23 protein-coding genes are annotated in these 24,281 nt (G+C 29.2%); 16 read left to right on the top strand and 7 right to left on the bottom strand.

Annotation, left to right across the window (positions count from 1 at the left end; genetic code table 11):
* Window positions 1-96 precede the first annotated feature (96 nt).
* Window positions 97-1,458 carry a hypothetical protein gene (locus ACTG46_RS15590; protein ID WP_479923147.1) on the bottom strand — a complete coding sequence of 454 codons (1,362 nt, stop codon included), beginning with the start codon at window positions 1,456-1,458 and terminating at the stop codon, window positions 97-99.
* A gap of 262 nt (window positions 1,459-1,720) precedes the next feature.
* On the opposite strand from ACTG46_RS15590, the gene ACTG46_RS15585 reads away from it, so the two are divergent.
* The 3 genes from ACTG46_RS15585 to ACTG46_RS15575 are packed head-to-tail and all read left to right on the top strand — an operon-like array spanning window position 1,721 to window position 4,065.
* On the top strand, window positions 1,721-2,887 hold the full coding sequence (locus ACTG46_RS15585; RefSeq protein ID WP_479923146.1) for a M20 family metallopeptidase: 1,167 nt from the start codon (window positions 1,721-1,723) through the stop codon (window positions 2,885-2,887).
* A gap of 19 nt (window positions 2,888-2,906) precedes the next feature.
* On the top strand, window positions 2,907-3,554 hold the full coding sequence (locus ACTG46_RS15580) for a nucleoside recognition domain-containing protein (protein ID WP_054271393.1): 648 nt from the start codon (window positions 2,907-2,909) through the stop codon (window positions 3,552-3,554).
* A gap of 1 nt (window position 3,555) precedes the next feature.
* Window positions 3,556-4,065: a nucleoside recognition domain-containing protein gene (locus ACTG46_RS15575; protein WP_054271392.1), complete on the top strand. Its 510-nt coding sequence runs from the start codon at window positions 3,556-3,558 to the stop codon at window positions 4,063-4,065.
* A gap of 221 nt (window positions 4,066-4,286) precedes the next feature.
* On the opposite strand, the gene ACTG46_RS15570 is transcribed toward ACTG46_RS15575, so the two are convergent.
* Window positions 4,287-5,399, bottom strand: coding sequence for an alanine racemase (locus tag ACTG46_RS15570; RefSeq protein WP_054271391.1), 1,113 nt, complete (start codon window positions 5,397-5,399; stop codon window positions 4,287-4,289).
* Between the two features lie 315 nt (window positions 5,400-5,714).
* Here ACTG46_RS15570 and ACTG46_RS15565 point away from each other — a divergent pair, with 315 nt between their 5' ends.
* The 3 genes from ACTG46_RS15565 (at window position 5,715) to ACTG46_RS15555 (ending at window position 10,016) form a co-directional block, all read left to right on the top strand.
* The gene (locus ACTG46_RS15565) at window positions 5,715-6,248 is read left to right on the top strand and encodes a dihydrofolate reductase family protein (RefSeq protein ID WP_054277395.1); all 534 of its coding nucleotides are present in this window, start codon (window positions 5,715-5,717) and stop codon (window positions 6,246-6,248) included.
* Between the two features lie 250 nt (window positions 6,249-6,498).
* Entirely contained in the window at window positions 6,499-8,226 is a 1,728-nt protein-coding gene (locus ACTG46_RS15560; protein ID WP_479923145.1) for an ABC transporter ATP-binding protein, read from the top strand.
* Window positions 8,226-10,016 (top strand): ABC transporter ATP-binding protein, encoded by a 1,791-nt coding sequence (locus tag ACTG46_RS15555; protein WP_054277394.1) that lies wholly within the window; start codon window positions 8,226-8,228, stop codon window positions 10,014-10,016. Before ACTG46_RS15560 ends, ACTG46_RS15555 begins: the two co-directional genes overlap by 1 nt.
* A 146-nt stretch (window positions 10,017-10,162) precedes the next feature.
* Here ACTG46_RS15555 and ACTG46_RS15550 read toward each other — a convergent pair whose 3' ends face one another.
* The 3 genes from ACTG46_RS15550 to ACTG46_RS15540 all read right to left on the bottom strand — a co-directional run bounded on the left by ACTG46_RS15550 (window position 10,163) and on the right by ACTG46_RS15540 (window position 12,047).
* Window positions 10,163-10,471: a hypothetical protein gene (locus ACTG46_RS15550; protein WP_021385744.1), complete on the bottom strand. Its 309-nt coding sequence runs from the start codon at window positions 10,469-10,471 to the stop codon at window positions 10,163-10,165.
* 261 nt (window positions 10,472-10,732) lie between these two features.
* A complete protein-coding gene (locus ACTG46_RS15545) occupies window positions 10,733-11,281 on the bottom strand; it encodes a hypothetical protein (protein ID WP_219672882.1) in 549 nt (182 codons plus the stop codon).
* A 94-nt stretch (window positions 11,282-11,375) separates the two neighbouring features.
* Window positions 11,376-12,047 carry a GntR family transcriptional regulator gene (locus ACTG46_RS15540; RefSeq protein ID WP_479923144.1) on the bottom strand — a complete coding sequence of 224 codons (672 nt, stop codon included), beginning with the start codon at window positions 12,045-12,047 and terminating at the stop codon, window positions 11,376-11,378.
* Between the two features lie 391 nt (window positions 12,048-12,438).
* Between ACTG46_RS15540 and garR the strand changes: the two genes are divergently transcribed.
* From garR to ACTG46_RS15525, 3 genes are all read left to right on the top strand, one after another.
* Complete coding sequence (garR, locus tag ACTG46_RS15535) at window positions 12,439-13,329, top strand: 2-hydroxy-3-oxopropionate reductase (RefSeq protein WP_479923143.1); 891 nt, start codon at window positions 12,439-12,441, stop codon at window positions 13,327-13,329.
* 137 nt (window positions 13,330-13,466) lie between these two features.
* A complete protein-coding gene (locus ACTG46_RS15530; protein ID WP_479923142.1) occupies window positions 13,467-14,849 on the top strand; it encodes a GntP family permease in 1,383 nt (460 codons plus the stop codon).
* Window positions 14,850-14,920: 71 nt separating this feature from the next.
* Window positions 14,921-16,357 carry a four-carbon acid sugar kinase family protein gene (locus tag ACTG46_RS15525; protein ID WP_479923141.1) on the top strand — a complete coding sequence of 479 codons (1,437 nt, stop codon included), beginning with the start codon at window positions 14,921-14,923 and terminating at the stop codon, window positions 16,355-16,357.
* 96 nt (window positions 16,358-16,453) lie between these two features.
* Here the strand turns inward: ACTG46_RS15525 and ACTG46_RS15520 are convergent, their stop codons facing one another.
* Complete coding sequence (locus ACTG46_RS15520) at window positions 16,454-17,308, bottom strand: putative ABC transporter permease (protein ID WP_479923140.1); 855 nt, start codon at window positions 17,306-17,308, stop codon at window positions 16,454-16,456.
* 271 nt (window positions 17,309-17,579) lie between these two features.
* On the bottom strand, window positions 17,580-17,903 hold the full coding sequence (locus ACTG46_RS15515; protein WP_054271381.1) for a DUF1540 domain-containing protein: 324 nt from the start codon (window positions 17,901-17,903) through the stop codon (window positions 17,580-17,582).
* Between the two features lie 202 nt (window positions 17,904-18,105).
* Between ACTG46_RS15515 and ACTG46_RS15510 the strand changes: the two genes are divergently transcribed.
* From ACTG46_RS15510 to tgt, 7 genes are all read left to right on the top strand, one after another.
* Entirely contained in the window at window positions 18,106-18,735 is a 630-nt protein-coding gene (locus ACTG46_RS15510) for a hypothetical protein (RefSeq protein WP_054271380.1), read from the top strand.
* A 252-nt stretch (window positions 18,736-18,987) separates the two neighbouring features.
* A complete protein-coding gene (gene ruvC / locus ACTG46_RS15505) occupies window positions 18,988-19,497 on the top strand; it encodes a crossover junction endodeoxyribonuclease RuvC (protein ID WP_021385741.1) in 510 nt (169 codons plus the stop codon).
* Window positions 19,490-20,092, top strand: coding sequence for a Holliday junction branch migration protein RuvA (gene ruvA / locus ACTG46_RS15500; protein ID WP_054271379.1), 603 nt, complete (start codon window positions 19,490-19,492; stop codon window positions 20,090-20,092). The genes ruvC and ruvA overlap by 8 nt, the downstream gene beginning before the upstream one ends.
* A gap of 89 nt (window positions 20,093-20,181) precedes the next feature.
* On the top strand, window positions 20,182-21,201 hold the full coding sequence (gene ruvB / locus ACTG46_RS15495; RefSeq protein ID WP_054277388.1) for a Holliday junction branch migration DNA helicase RuvB: 1,020 nt from the start codon (window positions 20,182-20,184) through the stop codon (window positions 21,199-21,201).
* Window positions 21,202-21,518: 317 nt separating this feature from the next.
* Window positions 21,519-22,544 carry a tRNA preQ1(34) S-adenosylmethionine ribosyltransferase-isomerase QueA gene (queA, locus tag ACTG46_RS15490; RefSeq protein ID WP_219672886.1) on the top strand — a complete coding sequence of 342 codons (1,026 nt, stop codon included), beginning with the start codon at window positions 21,519-21,521 and terminating at the stop codon, window positions 22,542-22,544.
* Window positions 22,545-22,555: 11 nt separating this feature from the next.
* Entirely contained in the window at window positions 22,556-23,041 is a 486-nt protein-coding gene (locus ACTG46_RS15485; RefSeq protein ID WP_054271377.1) for a phosphate-starvation-inducible PsiE family protein, read from the top strand.
* 78 nt (window positions 23,042-23,119) lie between these two features.
* The gene (tgt, locus tag ACTG46_RS15480; protein WP_054271376.1) at window positions 23,120-24,241 is read left to right on the top strand and encodes a tRNA guanosine(34) transglycosylase Tgt; all 1,122 of its coding nucleotides are present in this window, start codon (window positions 23,120-23,122) and stop codon (window positions 24,239-24,241) included.
* The last annotated feature ends 40 nt before the right edge of the window (window positions 24,242-24,281 follow it).

The following is a 24,281-nucleotide window of genomic DNA, read 5'->3' as shown; positions in this document are numbered from 1 at the left end:
ATTAGTAACAAGTGATGATATAAAAAATAGCCACTACAAATTATAGTTTGTAGTGGCTATGATGATATATAATTTTTTATTAACTAAATTAAATATCTACATATTATTTAAAAAAGACAAGAAGTCAATTTTATATATTTTTTTTGGTCTTCCTCTTTGGTTATCAAGTTTTGTATTTACAATAGTAGCAATTCCAGATTTATATAAGATACTTAATATTCTATTTGCACTTCTAAGAGTTATATTCATATAGTCTGATAGTATTTCTGCTGAGACATTATTTGAATTTCTATCATTAATCATGCACATAATTTTAGATACATTAGTATTAGATAGAGGGATAAAAGAAGCAACCTTATTAGCTAATGAGCTTTCTTCAATATCATGATAATTCTTATTTGAATATAAAGGTCCTATTGTATTATTAGTATCATTTACTATAAAAGTACAGTTTCCACCTAAAGAAGCAGATTTACCATTAGCTTGACGAGCATTCTGTTCTGCATGAATATTTGTATTTCCAATACCCCAACCAATATTTAAGCTATACTTAATTTCTTTTAAATCTTCTGAAATAAAAAAGTCTGTATAATTATTGGTCATATTATTTAACATTTCTTTAGTGGTATGTATCTCTATTTTCATATCATTTTTTTTGACTTGAACACCATAAAAACCATTTCTTGATAGCGAATCTAAGAGAGTATTATATATTTGGTTTTGTATCTCATCATTTTTAAATATCAAATCTTCATTTATATACTCTGAACTGTTTACTGTAACTATGCAAGTTGCAGATTTATTTTTGTCTAAGTTTTGTAATGTTATTTCGTTTACTAAAGATTTAAATGTATTTAAGATTGATTCTGTAGATGGAACCATATAAATACAATCGTGTCCAAGTTTATTAAGTTCACAACTAATGATGTAATTTCTAGTAAAAGAAAGGTTAATCTTATTATTTTTCAATAAATCCAAGTGTATCTCCAGTAACTTATCATTTAATTTCTTAAAGTCATACACAGGTTGAGGGATTTTAAAATCTTTAATTGTATATGGGCATTTATTAGAATCTATTAATGAATAGATATCATAATAATTATTGTCTTCTCTTAAAAAATCCATGAATGATTTTGTAAAATCAATATCTTTATGGCTATTTAATAGCTTAAATAAGTATTTATAAAAATCTCTTTCATCAAGTTTTAAAAAGTTCAATGGTACTTTTATGTCCTTTATGTTTATTACAAGTTCACTATATGGAACTATACCACTACATACAAATCCATCGAAATTGTCTACTTTCTCATTGTATATATTAGGTAAATTACTAAAAGGATTTTCTCCTTTGAGTTCAATAAATGTAATTTCACAAATATTTTTTAGTTCTTTAAGAGCTTGTTTGTACTTGTCTGACATAAAATAAGATGTTGTTAAAAATCCAATTTTATATTTCATAAAACCTCCTTTAAGATTTCGAGAGTATTATAATCAATCAATTTATATCCTCATTTTATAATAGTAGATAAAACGCGTCAATTTATTTTACAAAACGAAAATTAAAAGAAAAATCAGAAAATATAAAAAATACAGAAAAAAATGTTGACTGATAAAAATAATTGTGATATTTTGTATTTAAGGACTAGTCTTTTAAAATTTCCTAAAATAAGCTTAGTTTTAGGAAATAAGTATATTTTATTAAAGAATGAAGGAGATTATTATGAATACATATTTAAATGAGATTTCTGAGTTTGTTGATGAGAATAGAGAAGAAATAGTTTCATTATGGAAAGAGATTGTCAATATGGAAAGCTATACACATTGCAAAGAAAGCGTAAATAAGTTGGCTGATAGATTAAAGCTTGAGTTTGAAAAGGAAGGTTTAGATTGTGAGCTAGTAGATGTTGGAGATAATGGTAGCACACTTATAGGAACACTTGGTTCTAATATAGATAAAAAGCCAATAATTTTTTCAGGACATATGGACACTGTGTTTGAAACAGGTACATTTGGTAAAAATCCATTTAAAATAATAGAGGGAAAAGCATATGGACCAGGTGTCTTAGATATGAAAGGTGGAATAATAATTGCTTTATATGTTATCAAAGCTTTAAATAAAATAGGGTATAAAGAAAGACCAATAAAAATAGTATTTTCTGGGGATGAAGAGATAGGACATAAGGATTCAACTGGTGGGGAAGTTATATTAAAAGAAGCAAAAGGTGGTCTTTGTGCTTTTAATATGGAAACTGGATTAGTAGACAATAGCTTGTGTGTAGGTAGAAAAGGAAGAATAGGATGTAATATACATGTAAAAGGTGTAGAGACACATGCAGGTAATGACTTTGAAGGTGGAAGAAATGCCATAGAAGAAATGGCAAATAAGATATTATGCATACAGAAATTGACCAATCTTGAGGTTGGAACTACAGCAAGTGTAAGTGTAATTAAAGGAGGAAGAGTATCAAACTCTATTCCAGAAGATTGTAATATAGAAGTAGACCTTAGATTTGAAAAAGTGGAAGAAATGGAGAATGTCAAAGAAAGAATTAGAGAAATATGTAAAGAAACTTATATAGATGGAACTTCTACAGAAGTTGACTTTATAAGCGAAATGATGGCATTTGAGACTACAGAAGATGTTATGAGATTTCATAAATTTGTAAATACAGTATCAAAAGAAAATGGATTTGGAGAATTAGATGCTAAGAGACTTGGAGGTAGTTCAGATGCTAGTTATTTGACTATTGCAAACGTTCCCACAATCTGCTCTTTTGGTGTAAGAGGAGAATGGAATCATACATCAAGAGAATACGCATTAGTAAATTCGATGTTTGAGAGGGTGAAATTAATTTCTACAATTATTTTAAATTTAGATAAATTTTAGGTATAAAGGGGGATTTTATATGGATAAAACAACTGGAGATAATAAGGTAACATGGAAAGGGTATCTGTCTTTATTTATATTGATAGTATTATTTTCAGGAATATTTAAGGATAGTCAAGGATTTCTTAAAGCACTAGATTTTGCAAATCTTACAGGTTCATTTGGTACTATCTCAGATGGTGTAGATTTTATGGGGAAAGGAGGAACTGGAGCAAAAGATGGATTCTTATTTGCACTGACTTTAATACCAACTGTCTGTTTTGCTGTAGGTCTTATAGATGTAGTTGAGTCTATGGGAGGAATGAAAGCAGCATCAAAAATATTCAATCCATTGCTTAGACCTATACTTGGTATACCTGGTATAGCAGGTATAGCATTTGTATCTTCATTTACTAGTTCAGATGTTGCTTCAATAATGACAAAAGAATTGTATGAAAGTGGAGAAATAACTGATGATGAAAGAACTATATTTGTAGCATATCAATATGCTGGTTCAGCTGTTATATTAAACACAATAAATACTCAAGCTCCACTTTTACCAATAGCATTATTGGCATTAGGCCCAATAATCCTTATAGAGATATTCTGTAAGATACTTGGTGCTAATCTAGTTAGATTAATTATAAGTATAAAAAATAAAAAGACTAAGACTAAGGAGGCTGTGTAGTATGAGTCAACAAACTAATGGAAATGCAATTGTAAATAGTAAACCTAAGAAAACTGCTGTTGAAACATTTATGGGGGGAGCAAAAAAAGGTTTCTACATAGGTGTTGAACAAATATTACCAGCTATGATAATGGGTTATGTAATAGTACAGTTTTTACAATTAACTGGACTAGTTGATATTTTAGGAAGTGTTTTTGGACCAGTAATGGGTATTTTTGGACTACCTGGAGAATCAGTTGTAGTTTTGATAGCAGCGTTCTTTGCTAAGGCAGCAGGAGCAGCTACAGCAGCAAACTTATTTGCACAAGGTCTAATTACTGCACCACAAGCAACTATATTAATTATGCCATGTATGTTAATGGGTACTCTAGTTGGTCATTATGCAAGAATAGTACTTGTAGCAAATGCTAGTACTAAGTATAGAGTGTTATTGCTGGCAGTTCCAATATTTGATGCAGTAGTGGGAATGTTGATAGTAAGAGTTTTACTTACTGTTATGGGATTAATGTAGATAAAATAAAATTATAACCTAATTATAAAGTATGTATGAGAATCTATATATGCAGAAATTGACAAATATAATAATTATATACTAATTAAAAAAGAAGAGGTTATCTCAAAATAGAGATAAACCTCTTCTTCATTGTTGAAATGATGAAAACATATTTTCTTTTTACATTTTTAATGTCGATATTATAATAAATACATTTTGAAATTAATATAAATATGTTTTTAAAGTAGAATTTGTTGTGAATTTCCACGTATATCCACTTTGATAACTTTTTCTATTGTATCTCCTCTAAAACCTAGCAAATTACTTGTCAAGTTTGCAGTAGAACAAGAATGATTAGGTATGATTCTTATTCTATCACCAATTTTTATATTAGTTTCACCATTTACTTTAATTTTTCCAACTTCTTCTGAAAGTGAATCAATAGTAAGTTCTGGATGTCCACAAACTCTGCCATAGCCAACAATACTACTATTTCCATGTGCACCTTTATCAAGTCCAAGACACTTGCTTCCACAATCTACTAAATAATATCCACTGCTATTTTTTGAGATTACAGTGCACATAACAGTAAGAGCACACATATCTTCAGTAGCACAACCTAGACCTATTTGTATAGCATCGTAGTATACATAGTTTCCAGGTCTTACAGCAGTTATAGTTTTAGAAGCAGCTTCAGCTTCAACTGTTGGAGTACTACCAGAAGCTACAATTTCTACATTGAATCCATTATCAGTTAAAGCCTTGCATGCTTTCTCTAAAGAAGAATCTTCTTGAATACACACATCTGGAACTCCTTCTGGGGAACTACAGCCATAGACTTGTCCTGGATGTGAGCTTATACCAACGATTTTTATGTTTTCTAGTTTTGAAATTGCAGTAGCAAGTTCAACTACTTTTTCTGGCTCAATTCCAAAACGATGTAAGCCACAATCTACGATAATAAGTAATTTACATTCAACTTTAGCCTTAGAAAAAGCTTCACTGTAAGCTTTAGCACACTCTAGATTATCTGTAGCACATATTAAATTTATTTTTGATGCCATAGATAAGATTCTATTTATATTTGCATCTCCCATGTAAGGGTAAGCCAACATAATATCTTCAAAGCCAGATTTCATTAAACATTCAGCCTCATCAAGTGTTCCAACTAGAAATCCAGTGGCTCCTGCATCTTTTTGAAGTTTTGCAATATAGGTACTTTTATGCGTCTTAAGCATAGGCCAAAGTTGCTTATTATTCTTTGAACAAATTTGTTGAACTGTATCAATATTCTTTTCTAACTGGTCTAAATCTAGTAAAAAACTTGGAGTAGCAATTTCTGAAATTTTCATGTCATTTACCACCTTTCAACAAAAGTAAAATTAACTATAAGTATTAAAGTCATTATGTTAAAATAATAGCTTTACAATATTAATAGCTTATAATTATATTATAGAACCAGTATTAAGTGAGAGCAATGTTTATTTAGACTAATTGGAATTTTCAATAAATTATTGTGTTTTTAAATTATTTATATAATAATTTTTAAAATTAATGCCAACTTTATTTAAATTTGTTTTAGGAAATATTAATAGGGTATCATTGAATGAGTAAAAAAGTGATATTTACATAGAATAATCACACTATAAATATTGGAGGTATTAAATATGAGAAAAGTAGTACTTTACATTGCAATGAGTTTAGATGGATATATAGCTGAGGAAAATGGTAGTGTAGGTTTTTTAGATGAGATATATCCAGATTTTCAACAGGAGGAAGATTATAATACTTTCTACAATACAATTGATACTATTATTATGGGAAATTCAACATATACACAGATTGTAAATGAACTTAGTCCTACTCAGTGGTATTATAAAGGTAAAGAATGTTATGTATACTCAAATACAGTTAATGGAACAACTGAAAATGTAAAGTATACAAATTTAGAACCCCAAAAACTAATTGAGCAACTTGGGAAAGAGAATAATAAAAAAGATATTTGGATAGTTGGAGGAAGTGACATAGTAAAATTATTTATGAAAGATAATCTAATTGATGATTATTATATCTATATAATGCCAATAATATTGGGTAAAGGTATTCCACTGTTTAAATCTGGTATAAACAAGACGAATTTAAATTTTAAGAGACTTAGTAATATTGGAGAACTTGTAAAATTAGAGTACAGTAAAAAATAAGAATAAAGTACATGCCAATTTGTTATAACTTTATGAAATAAAGCATTTAAAAGACTTTTGGCTAGATGAATTGACATTACTTGCCAAATGTGTTAACATATAAGCGACTTGTCGGAGGGTGTATTAAAAAGAATATGCTGGAGAAGAGAGTGCGTTAACTCTTTTCTCCTTTTTTTATAAAATTAAGTATTTATAAATTTGGTATTATTATGTAATTACACTACCTCAAAAACTAAGAAAGGAGAAAAATATGAAATTAATTTTAAGTTATTTAAAGAATTATAAGTTGTTAATAGTATTAAATATACTGGCTATATTTAGTTTTGCATTAGTTGAATTGGGTATTCCAACAATAATAGCTAAAATAATTGATAATGGTATAGCAAATCAAAATATAGCTTACATAAAACAAATGGGAATAGTGATTGTTATTATTTCTGTTATAGGAGTTGTGGGTAGTATATTGTTGGGTTATTGTTCTGCAAAGGTGTCAACAAGTGTAACTAGAGATATAAGAAATGATATATTTAAAAAATCACAAGAATTTTCACATACTGAATATAATAAGTTTGGAGTTTCTTCAATGATTACAAGAACGACAAACGATGCATTTCAAATTCAGCAATTTGTGAATATACTACTAAGAACCGCTTTATTAACACCAGTCATGTTTATTATAAGTATAATAATGACTATCAGAACAAGTGTAGAACTTTCAATGGTATTAGCTATATCAGTACCTTTTATAATTATTGGGGTAGCAATAATAGCAAAGGTATCTCAAGCTATATCTTTAAAACAACAAAAAGGATTGGATAAATTAAACCTTATATCAAGGGAAAATTTAACAGGAATAAGAGTAATTAGAGCTTTTGGAAATGATGATTATGAAACAGAAAGGTTTGAAAAAACAAATACATATTATGCTAATGTTTCTAAAAAATTATTCAAGCTTATGTCAATTACTCAACCAGCATTCTTTTTACTATTAAATATAGCCGTTTTGGTTGTGTTTTGGATTTCAAGTGAAAAGATAAATATTGGAGAACTTCAAGTTGGACAATTGGTTGCGTTTTTGGAATATCTTTTTCATGCTATGTTTTCAATTATGCTTTTCTCGATGGTATTTATTATGTATCCAAGAGCAGAAGTGTCTGCAAATAGAATAAAGGAACTTTTAGATGAGGAACCACTTATAAAAAATCCTGAAAATGGAATCAAAGATACTGAAAATAAAGGTATTATAGAATTTGATGATGTAACTTTTACTTATCCGGATGGAGAGGCCTCAGTACTTAAGGATATTTCATTTACTGCAAAAACAGGTGAAACAGTTGCTTTTATAGGAAGTACTGGTAGTGGAAAAAGTACTCTTATTAACTTGATACCTAGATTTTATGATGTAACAGAAGGTAGTATTAGGATAAATGGAGTAGATATAAGAGAATATGATTTGAAGGCCTTAAGAAAGAAGATAGGATTTATACCTCAAAAATCATTACTATTTACTGGTAGTATAGCAAACAATATTAGATTTGGTAAACATAAGGCAGGAGAATCAGAACTAGAATATTCAGCAAAAGTTGCGCAAGCATATGAATTTATATCAAAAAAACCTAGAAAATTCGATGAATTAATTAGTGAAGGTGGAGCAAATGTATCAGGAGGTCAAAAACAGAGACTTTCTATTGCAAGAGCTATTATAAGAAGACCTGAAATATATATTTTTGATGATAGTTTTTCTGCACTTGATTTTAAAACTGATGCAATACTTCGTTCTAAGTTAAAGAAAGAAACAAAAGAGGCAATTGTATTGATTGTTGCACAGAGAATTAGTTCTATTATTGATGCTGATAAGATTATAGTACTCAATGAGGGGCAAGTTGTCGGAATGGGAACTCATAAGGAACTATTAAAAAATTGTGAAATATACTATGAAATTGCAACATCTCAGTTGAAAAAGGAGGAATTGGAATAATGAAAAAGTCTAAAGGTTTTAAAAAAACAATTGGTAGACTTCTTCCATTTGTAAAACGATATAAATTTTCCTTTATTATAGCTATTATATGTATAATTTCAGCAGCCACTATGAATGCAATTGCTCCTAAAACAGAGGGATTAATAATAACACAATTAACTAAAGACGTAATTCGTATAGCGAAAGGAATACCTGGAGCATCTGTAAATTTTAATTATGTAATAAAAATATTGGTGCTTTTAGCATGTATATATGTTGCCAATGCAATTTTCACTTATGTTTCAAGTTTTTTACTTACAAATGCTATCCAAAATACGATGAGAGATTTAAGAAATGAAGTAGAAAATAAGATAAGAAGATTGCCAATTAGTTACTTTGATAGTAATAGCTTTGGAGATGTGTTAAGCCGTATATCAAACGACGTAGATACAATATCAAATGCCCTACAACAGAGCTTCATGCAAATTGTAAATTCAATCTTAGTAATAATCTTAGCACTTTCAATGATGTTTACAATTAACACATATATGGCAATTATAGCCCTTTTTATAATTCCAATTAGTTATTTTGTATCCAAGTTTATAGTAAAAAAATCACAAAATAGATTTTCATTACAGCAAAATGCTCTTGGAAAACTAAATGGAAAAGTACAAGAAATGTATACTGGGTTTAATGAGATAAAATTATATGGAAAAGAAGAAGACTCTATAAAAGAATTTAAAAAAGTAAATCAAGAACTTTGTGAAAATGGATTTAAGGCGCAATTTATATCAAGTATGATGAATCCAATGGTTTCATTAGTAACTTATTTTGGGATTGCAGCAGTAGCAGTTGTTGGTTCTATATATGCAGTAAGTGGAGGAATAACAGTCGGAAATTTACAGGCATTTGTACGTTATATATGGCAGATAAATCAGCCTCTTTCACAAATGACACAATTGTCAACTGTAATACAATCTTCTTTTGCAGCAATAGAGCGTGTGTTTGAAATCTTGGATGAAGAAGAGGAAATACCTGATGCTGAAAATTCAATTAAGATAGAAGATGTAAAAGGTAATGTTACATTTGAGCATGTCAATTTTGGTTATGGAGAAGATGCAACCTTAATAGAAGATTTAAATGCAGAAATAAAAAGTGGTCAGATGGTAGCTATTGTTGGACCTACTGGAGCAGGTAAAACAACATTAATAAACTTATTGATGAGGTTTTATGATGTTAAGAAGGGGGCTATTAAAATTGATGGGGTAGACATAAGGGATATGAAACGTAAAGATTTACGTTCGATGTTTGGTATGGTACTTCAAGATACATGGCTATTTAATGGAACCATTTTTGAAAATATAGAATATGGTAGATTTGGAGCTACTAAAGAAGAAATTATACAAGCAGCAAAAGTAGCAAATGTGCATCATTTTATAACTACTCTTCCAGATGGATATAATATGTTCTTAAATGAAGAAGCATCTAATATATCTTTGGGAGAAAAACAGCTTTTAACCATAGCTAGAGCTTTTATATCAGACCCTTCAATATTGATACTTGATGAAGCTACTAGTTCTGTTGATACTAGATTGGAACTTATGCTTCAAAAAGCAATGAGAAATCTTATGAATGGTAGAACTAGTTTTGTTATAGCACATAGACTTTCTACGATTCGTAATGCTGACTTGATTTTAGTTATGAATAATGGAAGTATTATAGAGCAGGGGAATCATGAAGAACTTATGGAAAAAGGTGGATTTTATGAGAAGCTTTATAATAGTCAATTTGCAGATACAGAATCTGAATAGATAGCATAAAAATTTTTATAGAATTTTGTAATAAATTTAAATATTAATAATATAATTAAAAAGAGTATCAGTAAGTTATTTTTGTAAATTTACTGATACTCTTTGGTTTTAAGAGTAAAGGTACTTATAATTCACAACTAGTCTTGCTACATCTGATAACCAGAATTACAGTACTTTTCTTTTTTACCTTTTTGTTCTCTGACATATAATAATTCGCTTAACTTATCAATGTAATAACAATCATCACTTATGCGAATTAAACTAGTCAGATAATAACCATCTTTACTTCTAGGAATCTTTTTATTTATTGCTAAATCAATAGCTGTCTTTGCTGCTTCAAAATGCTTTAAATGTGTGTGACCTTCTTCAAAACTCTTTCTAGTATTATAAACTACATAACCTTTTTTTACTTGAAAAACTATAAATTCTTTCTTTTCATATATTTTATTAAACATTCAATCAGCCCTTCTCAAGATAGTTTTATAGCATAACATTAGAAGCTCCTAAAAAATTTTACAAAGAACATAAATATTTTATAAATTATAAAACTAAAACTATAATTTATAAAGATAATTTTCTTATTACCTATATGATAATACATATAGATTAAAATTAAATTATCTTTAAGTTAAACCAAAGTAAAATAAAAGACTAGTTATAATATTTATATGAAAAAGTACAAAATATAGTATAAGAATATAGAAAATTTAATTTATTTATTTACAATTTTTATTTCCATATGTGTACTTACCTTCAGATACCTTGTCATCATGGAAATATATTCTTTCACAGCTTTTATCTCCCCATAGAATGTTTTTTGTTATTTTGTGGGATGTATCTCCTGTAAATACTTCGGCGACAGTAGTATCTGTAACATCACAATAAAGAGATGCAAATTTTTTAAACCAAGGATTTTCCTCAAATCTTGAAAGCCAGGAAGCACCATAAGGGCAATGCAACTCTTCAAATTCAGGAACCCAGCCTAAGAATGGAACATCAGTTGTGCTAATAATATTGTCTGCAATTAATTCCTCTCCATTTTCATGAGCTCTTTCTCTCATAGCAATAGCTCTTTCTTCAGACCTTTCAAACAAAACTTTCTTTAATATTTCGCTAGTTTTATCTTCTCCAAACTCTTCAAATAACACTTTGGAAAAATAAAAATATAAGTCACCAAAATGCTTACATGCCATACGAACTTCTTCAATGGCATAATCTTTGTCGATTGTTTCATTAGTTACAACATCTTCGTTCAAAAAAATCACTCCTTAAAATAATATTAGTTACACTATAATTATAGATTATTTTTTATAACTAGGAAATTAATTTAATATAAATATAATTTTACCAAAGATGATATTAAAATATTTTATTGTTGCAGAAATCTTCTAAATTAATGTATTTAGGAGTTTCCATATGAACGAGTGTCGTTCTGTAAACATCTTCAATACGTCCATTCGCGATATTATTAAAAATATCTGTATGTTCTTTTAATGTTGTTTCAAGTCTTCCATCATGTGATAATGAGTCAAGAGCTAGTTTTTTTATTCTGTACATATAACTGTTAAACATCTTATCAAATTCAGTATTTTGAGCATATGAGACTATTGTTGTGTGAAATAATGTATCGTATTCAGCAAATGAGTTTAAGTTTTTATCACCTAATAAAATCTCTTTTTGTTTATCTAAAAGAGATTTTAATTTACTTATAGTTTCAATTGCTCTAGGTTCTTTGTATTGACTTGTAATTAAAAAAGTGCAAAATCCTTCTATTGCAGAGCGTATTTGGAATATCTCTACAATTTCATTTGCTGTAATTTGATGAATTCTAAAACCTTTACTTGGAATTATATCTATAAATCCATCTTGGCTAAGTCTTTGAAGAGCATCTCTTATTGGCGTTCTGGAGATACCTATTTCACTAGCAAGCTTTGTCTCGGAATATATTTCATTTTCTACTATTTCTCCAGACAGTATCAATTCTTTTAAGTAGTCATATGCTTGTTCTTGTAATCTTTTAAATGTAGCCATATATAATACCCCCTAAACAATATAAAAATACAAAAACTTATATAATTTTAAGCATACAACATAGTAAAAATAAGGTCAATCTTTTGAAATCTAAATTATATATAAGATGACAAAATATGAAAAATTGTTGGATAGTGATATATGATTTATATTAGAACTAGAGTAATTTAAATATATAAATTATATGAGAAGTAGAGTGTAGTATTTTTAATTAATAGTATGTATTAAATATTATATAGAATAACTAAATATAATAAAAATGTATAAAAAATATAATTTATTGTTAAAATAAATACTTTTAGAATTTATATTGACCGGTATACTGGTGTGTAGTATACTCTAAATCATAAAAAACCGTTTTCAAAAATGTGAAGATATGGAGGAAGATAAAATGAAGTTAGGATTTATTGGATTAGGAATAATGGGAAAACCAATGGCAAAAAATTTATTGAAAGATGGATGTAATCTTTTTGTGTATGATATTAATAAATCTGCTGTGGATGAACTTATATCATGTGGAGCAAAATATGCAAGTGTTTTAGAAATGGGTAAAGAGTGTGAGATAGTATTTACAATTCTTCCAAATGGAGCTATTGTACAAGATGTATTATTTGGAGCAGATGGTTTGACAAAGACTCTAAAAGAAGGAAGTATAATAGTGGATATGAGTTCAGTTACTCCTACAGAATCTGTTTTATGTGCAAATAAGTTAAAAGAAATGAACTTCGAATTTATAGATTCTCCAGTAAGTGGAGGAGAGCCAAAAGCAATTGATGGTACACTTGCTTTTATGGCTGGTGGCAAGGAAGAAATCTATAAAAAAGTAGAACCATTTTTTAATATAATGGGGAGTTCATCTATTTTAATTGGAGATAATGGAAGTGGAAGTGTTACAAAACTCACAAATCAAGTAATAGTTAATTTGACAATAGCAGCAGTATCTGAGGCATTCGTACTTGCAGCAAAAGCAGGAGCAGACCCAGAAAAAGTCTATAAGGCAATAAGAGGAGGTCTAGCTGGCAGTACAATATTGGATGCAAAGATACCAATGATTATGAATCGTGACTTTAAACCAGGTGGTAAAATATCTATTAATCTAAAAGATATTAAGAATGTAATGCAGACAGCACACAATTTAGATGTGCCACTACCTATGACAAGTCAACTATTAGAAATCATGCAGTCACTAAAAGTACATGGGCATTTAGAAGATGACCATGGTGCAATAGCACAGTATTTTGAAAAATTAGCAGGTGTTGAAATAAAGAAACACAATGATTAATTTTAAATACATTGATGTAGTAGTAAATACATATTATTAAGATTAGATTATATAAATACAGCAAAGTTAAGTTATCATAATAAAGAAAAAATAAGATTGATAAAATAATAAAGTAGAATGATAGAGGGGTAAAAATTATGATTACAGGATATGGACTTTTGATAGCATTTGTTATATCTATAGGAATTTTACTTGTATCGATTATTAAGTTTAAAGTAAATCCATTTTTAGCATTACTTATAACATCGATAATTACAGGTTTTATGGTTAGAATGCCTATAAATGAAATTTCAACTACAATATCGACTGGGTTTGGAAATACATTAGGAAGTATAGGTATTGTAATTGGACTTGGAATAATATTTGGAAATATTCTTTCAGAGTCAAGAGCTACAGAATCTATTGCAAAAGGTTTGTTAGCTAAAACAGGAGAAAAAAATAGTGCATTAGCTGTAACTACAGCAGGATTTTTAATCTCAATTCCAGTTTTTATGGATGCAGCTTTCGTTATAATGATGCCTATAATTAAGTATGTTTCAAGGGTAACTAAGAAATCTCTAATGGTCTTTGTATGTGCATTAGGGGTTGGGACTATAGTAGGACATGCACTTGTAATACCTACACCAGGACCTTTGGCAGTTGCAGCAAATGTAAATGCGAATGTGGGTAGTTTTATACTTTATTCTATAATTGTTGCTTTTCCAGCTGCTCTTGTAGGTGGATGGCTTTATGGAAAACGTTTTGAGAAATATCCGTCCTATGCAATTGATGAGAATGATAGAGAAAAAAATTTAGAACAGGGAGAAGATAGCATTAAGCTTGAAAATGATAACTCTTCTGAAGTACCAGGTTTTGGAATTTCTATGTTCTCTTTATTATTTCCAATACTTCTTATACTTGTATCAAATGTGTTTAGTATGTTTGTGGAAAAAGGTTCTAAAATTAGTGGAATACTTGCATTTATAGGAGATAAAAACATAGCAATACTTCTTGGGATATTAGTAGCAATAGTATTTTTAAAGAAATACATAAGTAAACCTATGGGAGAAGTTGTTATCGAAGCTGCCGATTCAGCTGGTTTAATACTATTAATAACAGGCTCAGGGGGAGCATTTGGTAGTGTTATAAATGCAAGTGGTATAGGTAATTTCTTAGTTGATACTATGTCTGGTCTTAGTATATCAGTTATAGTACTTGGGTTCTTGTTAAGTGCACTACTTAGGATTTCTCAAGGTTCTGCTACTGTAGCCCTAGTAACGACATCGTCAATTTTAGGGCCTACGATTTTGGCAACTGGTATGTCACCAGTTTTAGTAGGGCTTGCTATATGTGCTGGAGGAGTTGGTTTTTCTCTTCCAAATGATTCTGGGTTCTGGGTACTCTCAAGATTTAGTGGGTTATCAGTTAAAGATACTTTAAATTCTTGGACAATTGGAGGAACTATTGCTGGTGTTGTAGCATTTATAATGGTTCTATTACTTAGTGTTATAAATGGAATTATACCACTTCCAGGATTATAAATAATAAACTATTGAGTTATATTATATAGGTTATATTCAGATTACATAAATTACATAAAGGGGCGTTTTAAATGAGAGAAGTAAAACCAATTAGCATAGATATACTTAATACTTTTAAAGAAGTAGATGAGGATAAATTAAATGAACTTCTTGCAACTGAACTTAAAAATTTAGATAGAAAGATAATCGTATTAGATGATGACCCAACAGGCGTGCAGACTGTTCATGATATTTCTGTTTATACTGATTGGGACAAAGATAGTATAGAACAAGGTTTTAATGAAGAAAATAGTATGTTTTTTATACTTACTAATTCAAGAGGATTTACTGTTAATCAAACAACAGAAGCACATAGAGAAATATCAAAAAATATTGTGGATGTATCTAAAAAAACTAATAAGGATTTTATAATTATAAGTCGTAGTGATTCTACAATGAGAGGACACTATCCTCTTGAAACCGATTTGTTAAAAAGTGAAGTAGAGAAATTATCAGGAAAGACATATGATGGTGAAATAATAATGCCATTTTTTAAAGAAGGTGGCAGATTCACTATAGATAATATACATTATGTTAAAGAAGAAGAAATGCTTATACCAGCAGGGATGACTGAATTTGCAAAAGACAAGTCTTTTGGTTATAAAGCTTCTGATATAGGTGGGTGGTGTGAAGAAAAGACAAATGGAAAGTACAAGTCTAATGATATGATATACATTTCTTCTGAAGAGCTTAGAGGACTAAAGATTAAAGCTATAACAGAAAAACTTAAAATGGTTAAAGATTTCAATAAAGTCATTGTAAATGCAACTGACTATGTAGACGTAAAGGTATTTGCAATTGCATTTATACGTGCAGTAAATAGTGGAAAAGAGTTTATGTTTAGAAGTGCTGCTGCTATAACAAAGGTTCTTGGAGGAGTGAGTGATAAGGCATTACTTACTAAAGATGAGTTAGTTTCAAAAGATAATACTAATGGAGGGATTATACTTGTTGGTTCACATGTAAATAAGACCACTCAGCAATTAGAAGAACTTAAAAATTGTAAATATCCGATAGAATTTATAGAATTTAATCAACATTTAGTTCTACAGGTAAATGGTCTAAAAAATGAAGTAAAAAGAGTTATACAAGTAGTAGAAGAAAAAATAAGTAGTGGAAAAACGGTTGCTGTTTATACTAGGCGAGAGCGTTTTGATTTAGATACAAACGATAAAGATAAACAACTTATGATTTCTGTAGAGATATCAGATGCTGTTACTAGTATAATTGGTATGCTTAATGTAAGGCCTAACTTCATTATAGCTAAAGGTGGGATTACATCTAGTGATGTTGGTACTAAAGCACTTAAAGTAAAAAAAGCTACAGTAATGGGGCAAATAAAACCTGGTATACCAGTATGGATGACAGGTAAAGAAAGTAAATTTCCTAATATGCCATATATAATTTTCCCTGGTAATGTTGGAGAAGTCAGTACACTTAAAGAATCTGTTGAGATACTGATGGATTAGAATATCAATGGATTAGAGTATTTTATAAAAAATACTCTAATCCTTACTATTATGTATTAATATTTTTATTATTGAATTTATATTATGTTTATTAAACTATTTATCTTTTTTTATTGATTTAATGTCTTCTTTGATTTTATTCAAAATATCTTTATGTTTATTAGAGCTAATATTAGGGAATGCTTTGATAATACGTCTATGAAGTAATTTGTGGTTAGACAATAAATTATTAAGTTTATTTTTAAGTTCATCAATACGGTTTCTAACATAACGATAGTTTTCTTTTTCCTTAAGTATTTCAAATCTATCTTCTAAAGTCTCAAGTCTATTTTCAATCAAAGACTCAAGTTTGTTTTCAATAGTTTCCTGTGTAATAAGTTTGTAGTATTCTTTTTTATCTTTTAATTCTTTAATTATAAGATTGATTTGTTTTAATTTGCCATTTAATTGTAAGATTGTATGTACTGTAATTACTAAATCTAAAACAAAATAAACTTCTATATATATAGCCAGTATAGATAGTATATTTTTAGGGATAGAGTTAATTAAATCAACTACAATAGGATGTACTATAAGCATTACAATTAATGATAATACACCAAACATAAGTGAATTTTCTAGACAAACTCTGCCATGAATATTAAATTTGTGCTTAGAATAATCCCACCAGGTCATATTAAATATTTTTTCTAATGCAAAGCTTGTAAGATATTCCATTATACTAGTTATAATTATACTAAATAAAAACAACAAGGGAATATTGTGTACAAAAGGAGTTAATGTAGCAACTATCGCTAATGCTCCAAAGCCATATATAGGACAAAATGGTCCATTTAAAAAACCTCTATTTACAAATTTCTTTTGTAAAATTGAACAATATGTAGTCTCACAACACCATCCTATAAAACTATAAATTACAAAATAAAGAAATTGAATGTAAAATATACTCATAAGCACCTCATTTCTAGTTAATATAACACTATATACTCGATATTTTATTTTTATGACTAATTTATTTAAAATTCAATTTACATATTGATTATACCAATTTATAGAAATTTATCAAATTTAATTACAGTTATAATATTATATATGATTATAATAATGAGATTTTATTCAAAATAAATAAGGGTGTCAAGTATAATCAAACTAATAGTTGTAGATACTCTACACTATGTTAGTTTAGTCATATTTGACACCCTTATATTTATTTATATTGTGATTATTTACATTTAAAGCTAGAACAACATGTTTCAACATAAAGATTTACTCTATCAGTTTCAGGAGCAACCAATATATTGTCAAGTGTACATAAACTACCATCTTTATTGTATTCACAGTTTTTTACACTACAAACTAATTCTTCACAATTTCTATTATTAACATTGCTTGATAGATTGCTGTAAATAGACTCATCTAAAAATGAACTACAACAAGTATGTCTATCATTGTGAGCTTTTTCACCATTTATAAAAATTTTATCTGCATAACATATATGGCTATTATTATGTGAGCAGTTAGTTACATTACAATTTATTCTTTCCAAAGTTATTACCTCCTAAACGATTATTTATTATAAATTATGTCCATATAATTACAAGAATATAACCTTTAAGAGAAAACTCTCTTTTATAAAATATCTATTCTTAGAGTAATTTGAAATGTAAATATATTTTCTTCTAAAATTTACCTAAATTGTATAAAAACTTACAGCTTGGAGAAAATAATAGAAAAAGGAGGCGTAATCAATGTTTGAAAAGAAGAAAAAAGAATTATTTCCTTGGAAAATATCTGCCTTAATACTAGTAGGAGTATTTGTATTAAGTAGTGGAGTTTATATAGGGACAAGATTAAAACATAATGGAGTTCAAACTGGTGAAGTTGTAAGTACTAGTGCGAATATGAATGAAAAGTCAAAAGAAGCTTTTGGATTAAATAAAAATTGTGAAGTTTGGCTTCAAAGTGAAGGCGAAAATGAAACTAATTATAAGAGAACACTTACAATGGCTGGGATAGTTCCAGAATCATTATTAGATAAGACAAAATCAGAAATAGTATCATATTTTAAAAAAGAGTATCCAAGTAAAGAAATAAAGAGTATGGATAAAAATGAAATCGTACTAGTAGAATCTAAATATAGTGACACTAAAGATGTACAAGCAATGAATGCCACTATAAAAGGTAAATATACGATTGAAAATGATAATGGAAATATAGCATTATATAAATATGATAATAGTGGAAATAAAACCTTAGTAGAAAAAACAAAAATAAGAATAGATTCACTTCCTAAGACAGTTCAAGATGAAATCAAAAAAGGTGTAGTTATGGATACTGAAGAAGATGCTTATTCAAGATTAGAAGACTTTGCAAGTTAATACTAAGTAAGTTAATATTAAAATTGTAGTCACATTTAATTCCTATAAAATACCATAATTTATTTGTACTAAATATAAAAGTTATACTGAAGTAAAATCTTGCTTTGGTATGACTTTTTTATTTTATTTTATATTTTACATATACCATTTTATGATTTGTTAATATTATTTATGGTATAATAATTTAGAACATAAGTTTTTATGAGAAATACATTTTGGTATTTCTTTTATTTTTAGGGGGAATTTAAAAAAATGATAATATTGGGGATTGACCCAGGTATAGCTATAGTTGGATATGGTATAGTTGAATACAAAAATAGCAAGTTTAAGGTAATAGATTATGGAGCAGTGACAACACCTGCACACATGAATATATCGAGAAGATTGGAACTTGTATATAAAGGAATTGATACAATCGTAAAGAATTACAATATAGATGAAGTTGGAATGGAAGAATTATTCTTTAACAAGAATGTAAAAACAGCTATAACAGTTGCACAAGCTAGAGGTGTTACTATGCTTGCATGTGCTCATAATGGGAAGCCAGTGTATGAATACACTCCACTTCAAGTAAAACAAGGTGTAGTTGGATATGGAAGAGCAGATAAGGCACAAGTTCAACAGATGGTAACTTCATTTTTGAGTTTAAAAAAGGTTCCAAAACCAGATGATGTTGCAGATGCCTTAGCTGTGGCTATTTGCCATGCTCATTCAAATAAGCTTGAAAAAACTCTAAAGAATATAGGTGGTAAGTATGTATAGTTATATAAAAGGTACAATAGAAGAGATTTATATAGATAATATAGTTATTGAAAATAATGGTATAGGATATAAGGTAAATGTATCATCCAATACAATCATGAATTTACAAGTGGGAGAAGCTACAAAAATATATACTAAACTAATTGTGAGAGAAGATGATATGAGCCTTTGTGGTTTTGTAAGTAGGGAGGAACTTAAGATGTTTGAGTTACTTACATCTGTATCTAAGATAGGGCCTAAGGTGGCACTTTCAATACTATCATTTGCATCACCAGCACAGTTAGGAGCGTATATTTTAAGTGAAGATATTGGAAAATTATCCAAAGCTCCTGGTGTTGGGAAAAAGACAGCAGAAAGAATTGTCTTAGAACTTAAAGACAAGGTAGACAAAAACAACATAGAATTTGAACCAACATTATTATCACAAAAACCTACCTTAATATCTCAAGATGAGTCTGTGGATGCACTTGTAGCTTTAGGTTATACATTATCAGAGTCAAAAGATGCAGTTCAAAAGTGTAAAAAGGATGGCATGGATACAGAAGCCATTATAAAGAAAGCACTTACATATATAATGAGTAAATCTTTGAAATAACATTTACATCTTAAAATAATATTTAAAGTATGAATGTAGATTTCAAAATATCGAAGTAGATTTCCAAAAGTACGAGAGGAGGGGTATAAATGCAAGGTTTTGAAGATGAAAATAGAATAATAACTTCTACAATGAAGACAGAAGATATAGATATAGAAAATAGTCTAAGACCAAAGACTCTAGAAGATTATTTAGGTCAAGAAAAATCCAAAGAGCAACTTAGCATATTTATAGAGGCTGCTAAATCAAGAAATGAGCAGTTAGACCATGTGCTTTTATATGGACCACCAGGTCTTGGAAAGACTACTCTAGCTAGCATAATAGCTAATGAGATGGGTGTAAATTTAAGGATTACATCAGGTCCTGCAATAGAAAGAGCTGGAGATTTGGCAGCCATACTTACAAACTTAAATGAAAATGATGTCTTATTTATAGATGAGATACACAGAATCAACAGAAGTGTTGAAGAAGTTTTGTATCCAGCGATGGAAGACTTTTGTTTAGATATAATAATAGGAAAAGGGCCATCTGCAAGGAGTATAAGGCTTGACCTTCCTAAATTCACGCTTATTGGGGCTACAACAAGAGCTGGTATGCTTACAAATCCACTTAGAGATAGATTTGGTGTTATTTGTAAATTGGATTACTATACAGTTGATGAGCTTTCAAAAATAGTCCTTAGGTCATCACATATCTTAGATGCAGAAATACAATCTAATGGTGCTTTAGAGCTTGCAAAACGTTCAAGAGGGACTCCAAGAATAGCAAATAGATTATTAAAAAGAGTTAGGGATTTTGCACAAGTTAGAGCTGATGGAAAAATAACTGATGAGGTAGCAAAAGATGCACTAGAACTTTTAGGTGTTGATAATTTAGGTCTTGATTTTGTAGATGAGAAGCTTCTTATGACTATAATAGAAAAATTTAGAGGGGGACCAGTTGGTCTTGATACATTAGCAGCTTCTATTGGTGAAGATAGAAATACTATAGAAGATGTATATGAGCCATATTTGCTTCAGTTGGGCTTTATAAATAGAGGGCCTAGAGGGAGAGTAGCTATGCCATTAGCATATGAACACCTAAAGATTCCATATCCTAATGAAAAATAAAAATAGATTATATAAATACTTATAAAATAGAATAGTCATTAAATTTAAATATTTCTAAAATGGGTAAAAATTCAAACATATCCACAAAATGGTAATTACACCTGTAGATACTGTGGATAAATACACTGAAAATTGTGTGTACTGCATCTATATATTGTGGATAAGACGTGTATATCGTGGAAAAATATCTATATATTGTGGATATAATGTATGCTAAAAAGAGTAATTTCTTGATAGATTATGGTAATATTGTGGAAAATAAGTTGTTTTTTTGATATTATTGTAGCTAGAGAAATTTTAAGAGAGGAAGTTTAACATTGAAAACAAGTGATTTTAAATTTGACTTACCACAGGAACTTATAGCTCAAGTTCCTATAGAAGATAGAGCTAGTTCAAGATTGATGGTACTGGATAAAGAGACAGGAGATATTGAGCATAAAGTCTTTAGAGATGTAATAGAATATTTAAATCCAGGGGATTGTTTAGTTCTAAATAATACTAGAGTTATACCAGCTAGATTGATAGGTGAGAAGCTTGAAACTGGAGGAAAAATTGAGTTTCTATTATTAAAAAGAACTGAGGAAGATACTTGGCAAGCTCTAGTAAAACCAGGGAAAAGAGCAAAAGTAGGTACTAAGTTTTCTTTTGGAAATGGAAAGTTAATTGGAGAAGTTGTGGATTTATCAGATGAAGGCTCAAGAATTATAAAGTTCCATTATGATGGGATTTTTGAAGAAATCTTGGATGAACTTGGAAACATGCCACTACCTCCATACATAACTGCTAGATTGGATGAAAAAGAGAGATATCAAACTGTTTATTCAAAACATAATGGTTCAGCAGCAGCACCTACAGCAGGATTACACTTTACAGAAGAACTATTAAGTAAAATAAAAGAAAAAGGTGTGGATATAGCCTTTGTAACTTTACATGTTGGTTTAGGTACTTTTAGACCAGTAAAAGTAGATGATGTTTTAAATCATAAGATGCATTCAGAATATTATATGGTTAGTCAGGAAGCAGCTGACAAAATAAATAGAGCAAAAGAAAATGGAAATAATGTAATCTGTGTTGGAACTACTAGTTGTAGAACTATAGAGTCAGCCTGTAATGAAGATGGAAAGATGGAGGAAACTAGTGGATGGACAGAGATATTTATATATCCAGGTTATAAGTTTAAAGTTCTAGATAAGCTTATTACTAATTTTCATTTGCCAGAGTCTACATTGATAATGCTAGTAAGTGCTATTTGTGGAAAAGATAATGTTTTAAATGCATATAATGAGGCTGTAAAAGAAAGATATAGATTCTTCAGTTTTGGAGATGCTATGATTATAAAGTAGGGAGGTAATTGATGCATAGTTTACAAAAACAAAAAAAGAATAACCCTATATTAAAGATTGCTTTTATATTTGAACGTGTGTTAGCAGTGGTAGTTTTAATAGCTGTATTTCTAGGGACTGTAGATGTATTAAGACTTATGTGGGGAGCATATATAGTTGACTTTCAAAATCCGGTACAATACAGTCAGCTTAACGACTTCTTAGCACAAATATTACTTTTAGTGATAGGTGTTGAACTTGTAGTAATGCTATCACTTCATATACCAGGAGCATTTATTGAGGCACTACTTTATGCTATAGCTAGAAAAATGTTGTTACTTCCTAAAAATGAAGGAATGATAGATGTTTTAATAGGTGTTATAGCTATTGCAGGACTTTTTGCTATAAAAAAGTTTTTAGTAACAAAAGACAAGAGTGCTCTTAATATAACGAGTATACATGATGAAGAAGCGATTAAAGAACAACAGGAAAAAGATGATAAAGATAAATCTATTTAGAAAATGTACTAGATAAATAGATTATTACAAGAATATATTAAAAAATAATGAGAAATAAATATTACTAAGGAGAACTTTATGTACGCAGTAAGATACGAATTGATAAAAACTTGCAAACAGAGTGGTGCAAGGTTAGGAAGATTACACACTCCACATGGAATAATAGAAACACCAATATTTATGCCAGTTGGGACTCAAGCAACTGTCAAATCTATGACACCAGAAGAACTAAAAGAGATTGGCTCACAAATAATACTTAGTAACACATACCATTTATATATGAGACCAGGTCATGAGCTTATAAAAAGAGCAGGTGGACTTCATAAGTTTATGAACTGGGATAAGCCAATACTTACAGATAGTGGTGGGTTCCAAGTATTTAGTTTAGGGCCTCTAAGAAAGATAAAAGAAGAAGGGGTAGAATTTAGGTCACATTTAGATGGTTCAAAACATTTTCTAACTCCAGAAAAGGCTATGGAAATACAAAATGCGTTGGGGTCAGATATAATGATGGCATTTGATGAGTGCGCACCATACCCAGCAGATAGAGAATATGTAAAAAATTCGTTAGAAAGAACAACAAGATGGTTAAAAAGATGTAAAGATGCCCATAATAATACAGATAAGCAAGCTTTATTTGGTATAATACAAGGTGGAATGTATAAAGATTTAAGAGAGCAATCAGCAAAAGAGATAACTAGCATTGATTTACCAGGATATGCTATTGGTGGACTTAGTGTTGGAGAGCCAAAGCCACTTATGTATGATGTACTAGAACATACAACTCCATTTATGCCAAAAGATAAACCAAGATATCTAATGGGAGTTGGTAGCCCAGATGATTTAGTGGAAGGTGTTATAAGAGGAGTAGACATGTTTGATTGTGTTTTACCTACTCGTATAGCTAGAAATGGGACTGCAATGACTAGTCAAGGTAAAGTAGTAGTAAGAAATGCAACTTATGCTGAAGACTTTACTCCACTTGACCCAGAGTGTGATTGTTATGCTTGTAAAAACTATTCAAGAGCTTATATAAGACATCTTATAAAAGCAAATGAAATATTAGGAGCTAGATTAATAACTACTCATAATCTTCATTTTTTACTAAATTTAATGAAGCAAATAAGACAAGCGATAATGGAAGATAGATTACTGGATTTTAGAAATGAATTTTTTGCAAAATATGGCTATGAAATATAGAGTTTGGACTATTAATTATAATCATTTTAATATATAATAT

This window comes from Clostridioides sp. LIBA-7678 (genome assembly GCF_056716065.1).
Note: the sequence above shows the minus strand (reverse complement) of the source record. Positions and strands in the feature narration are given on the sequence as shown.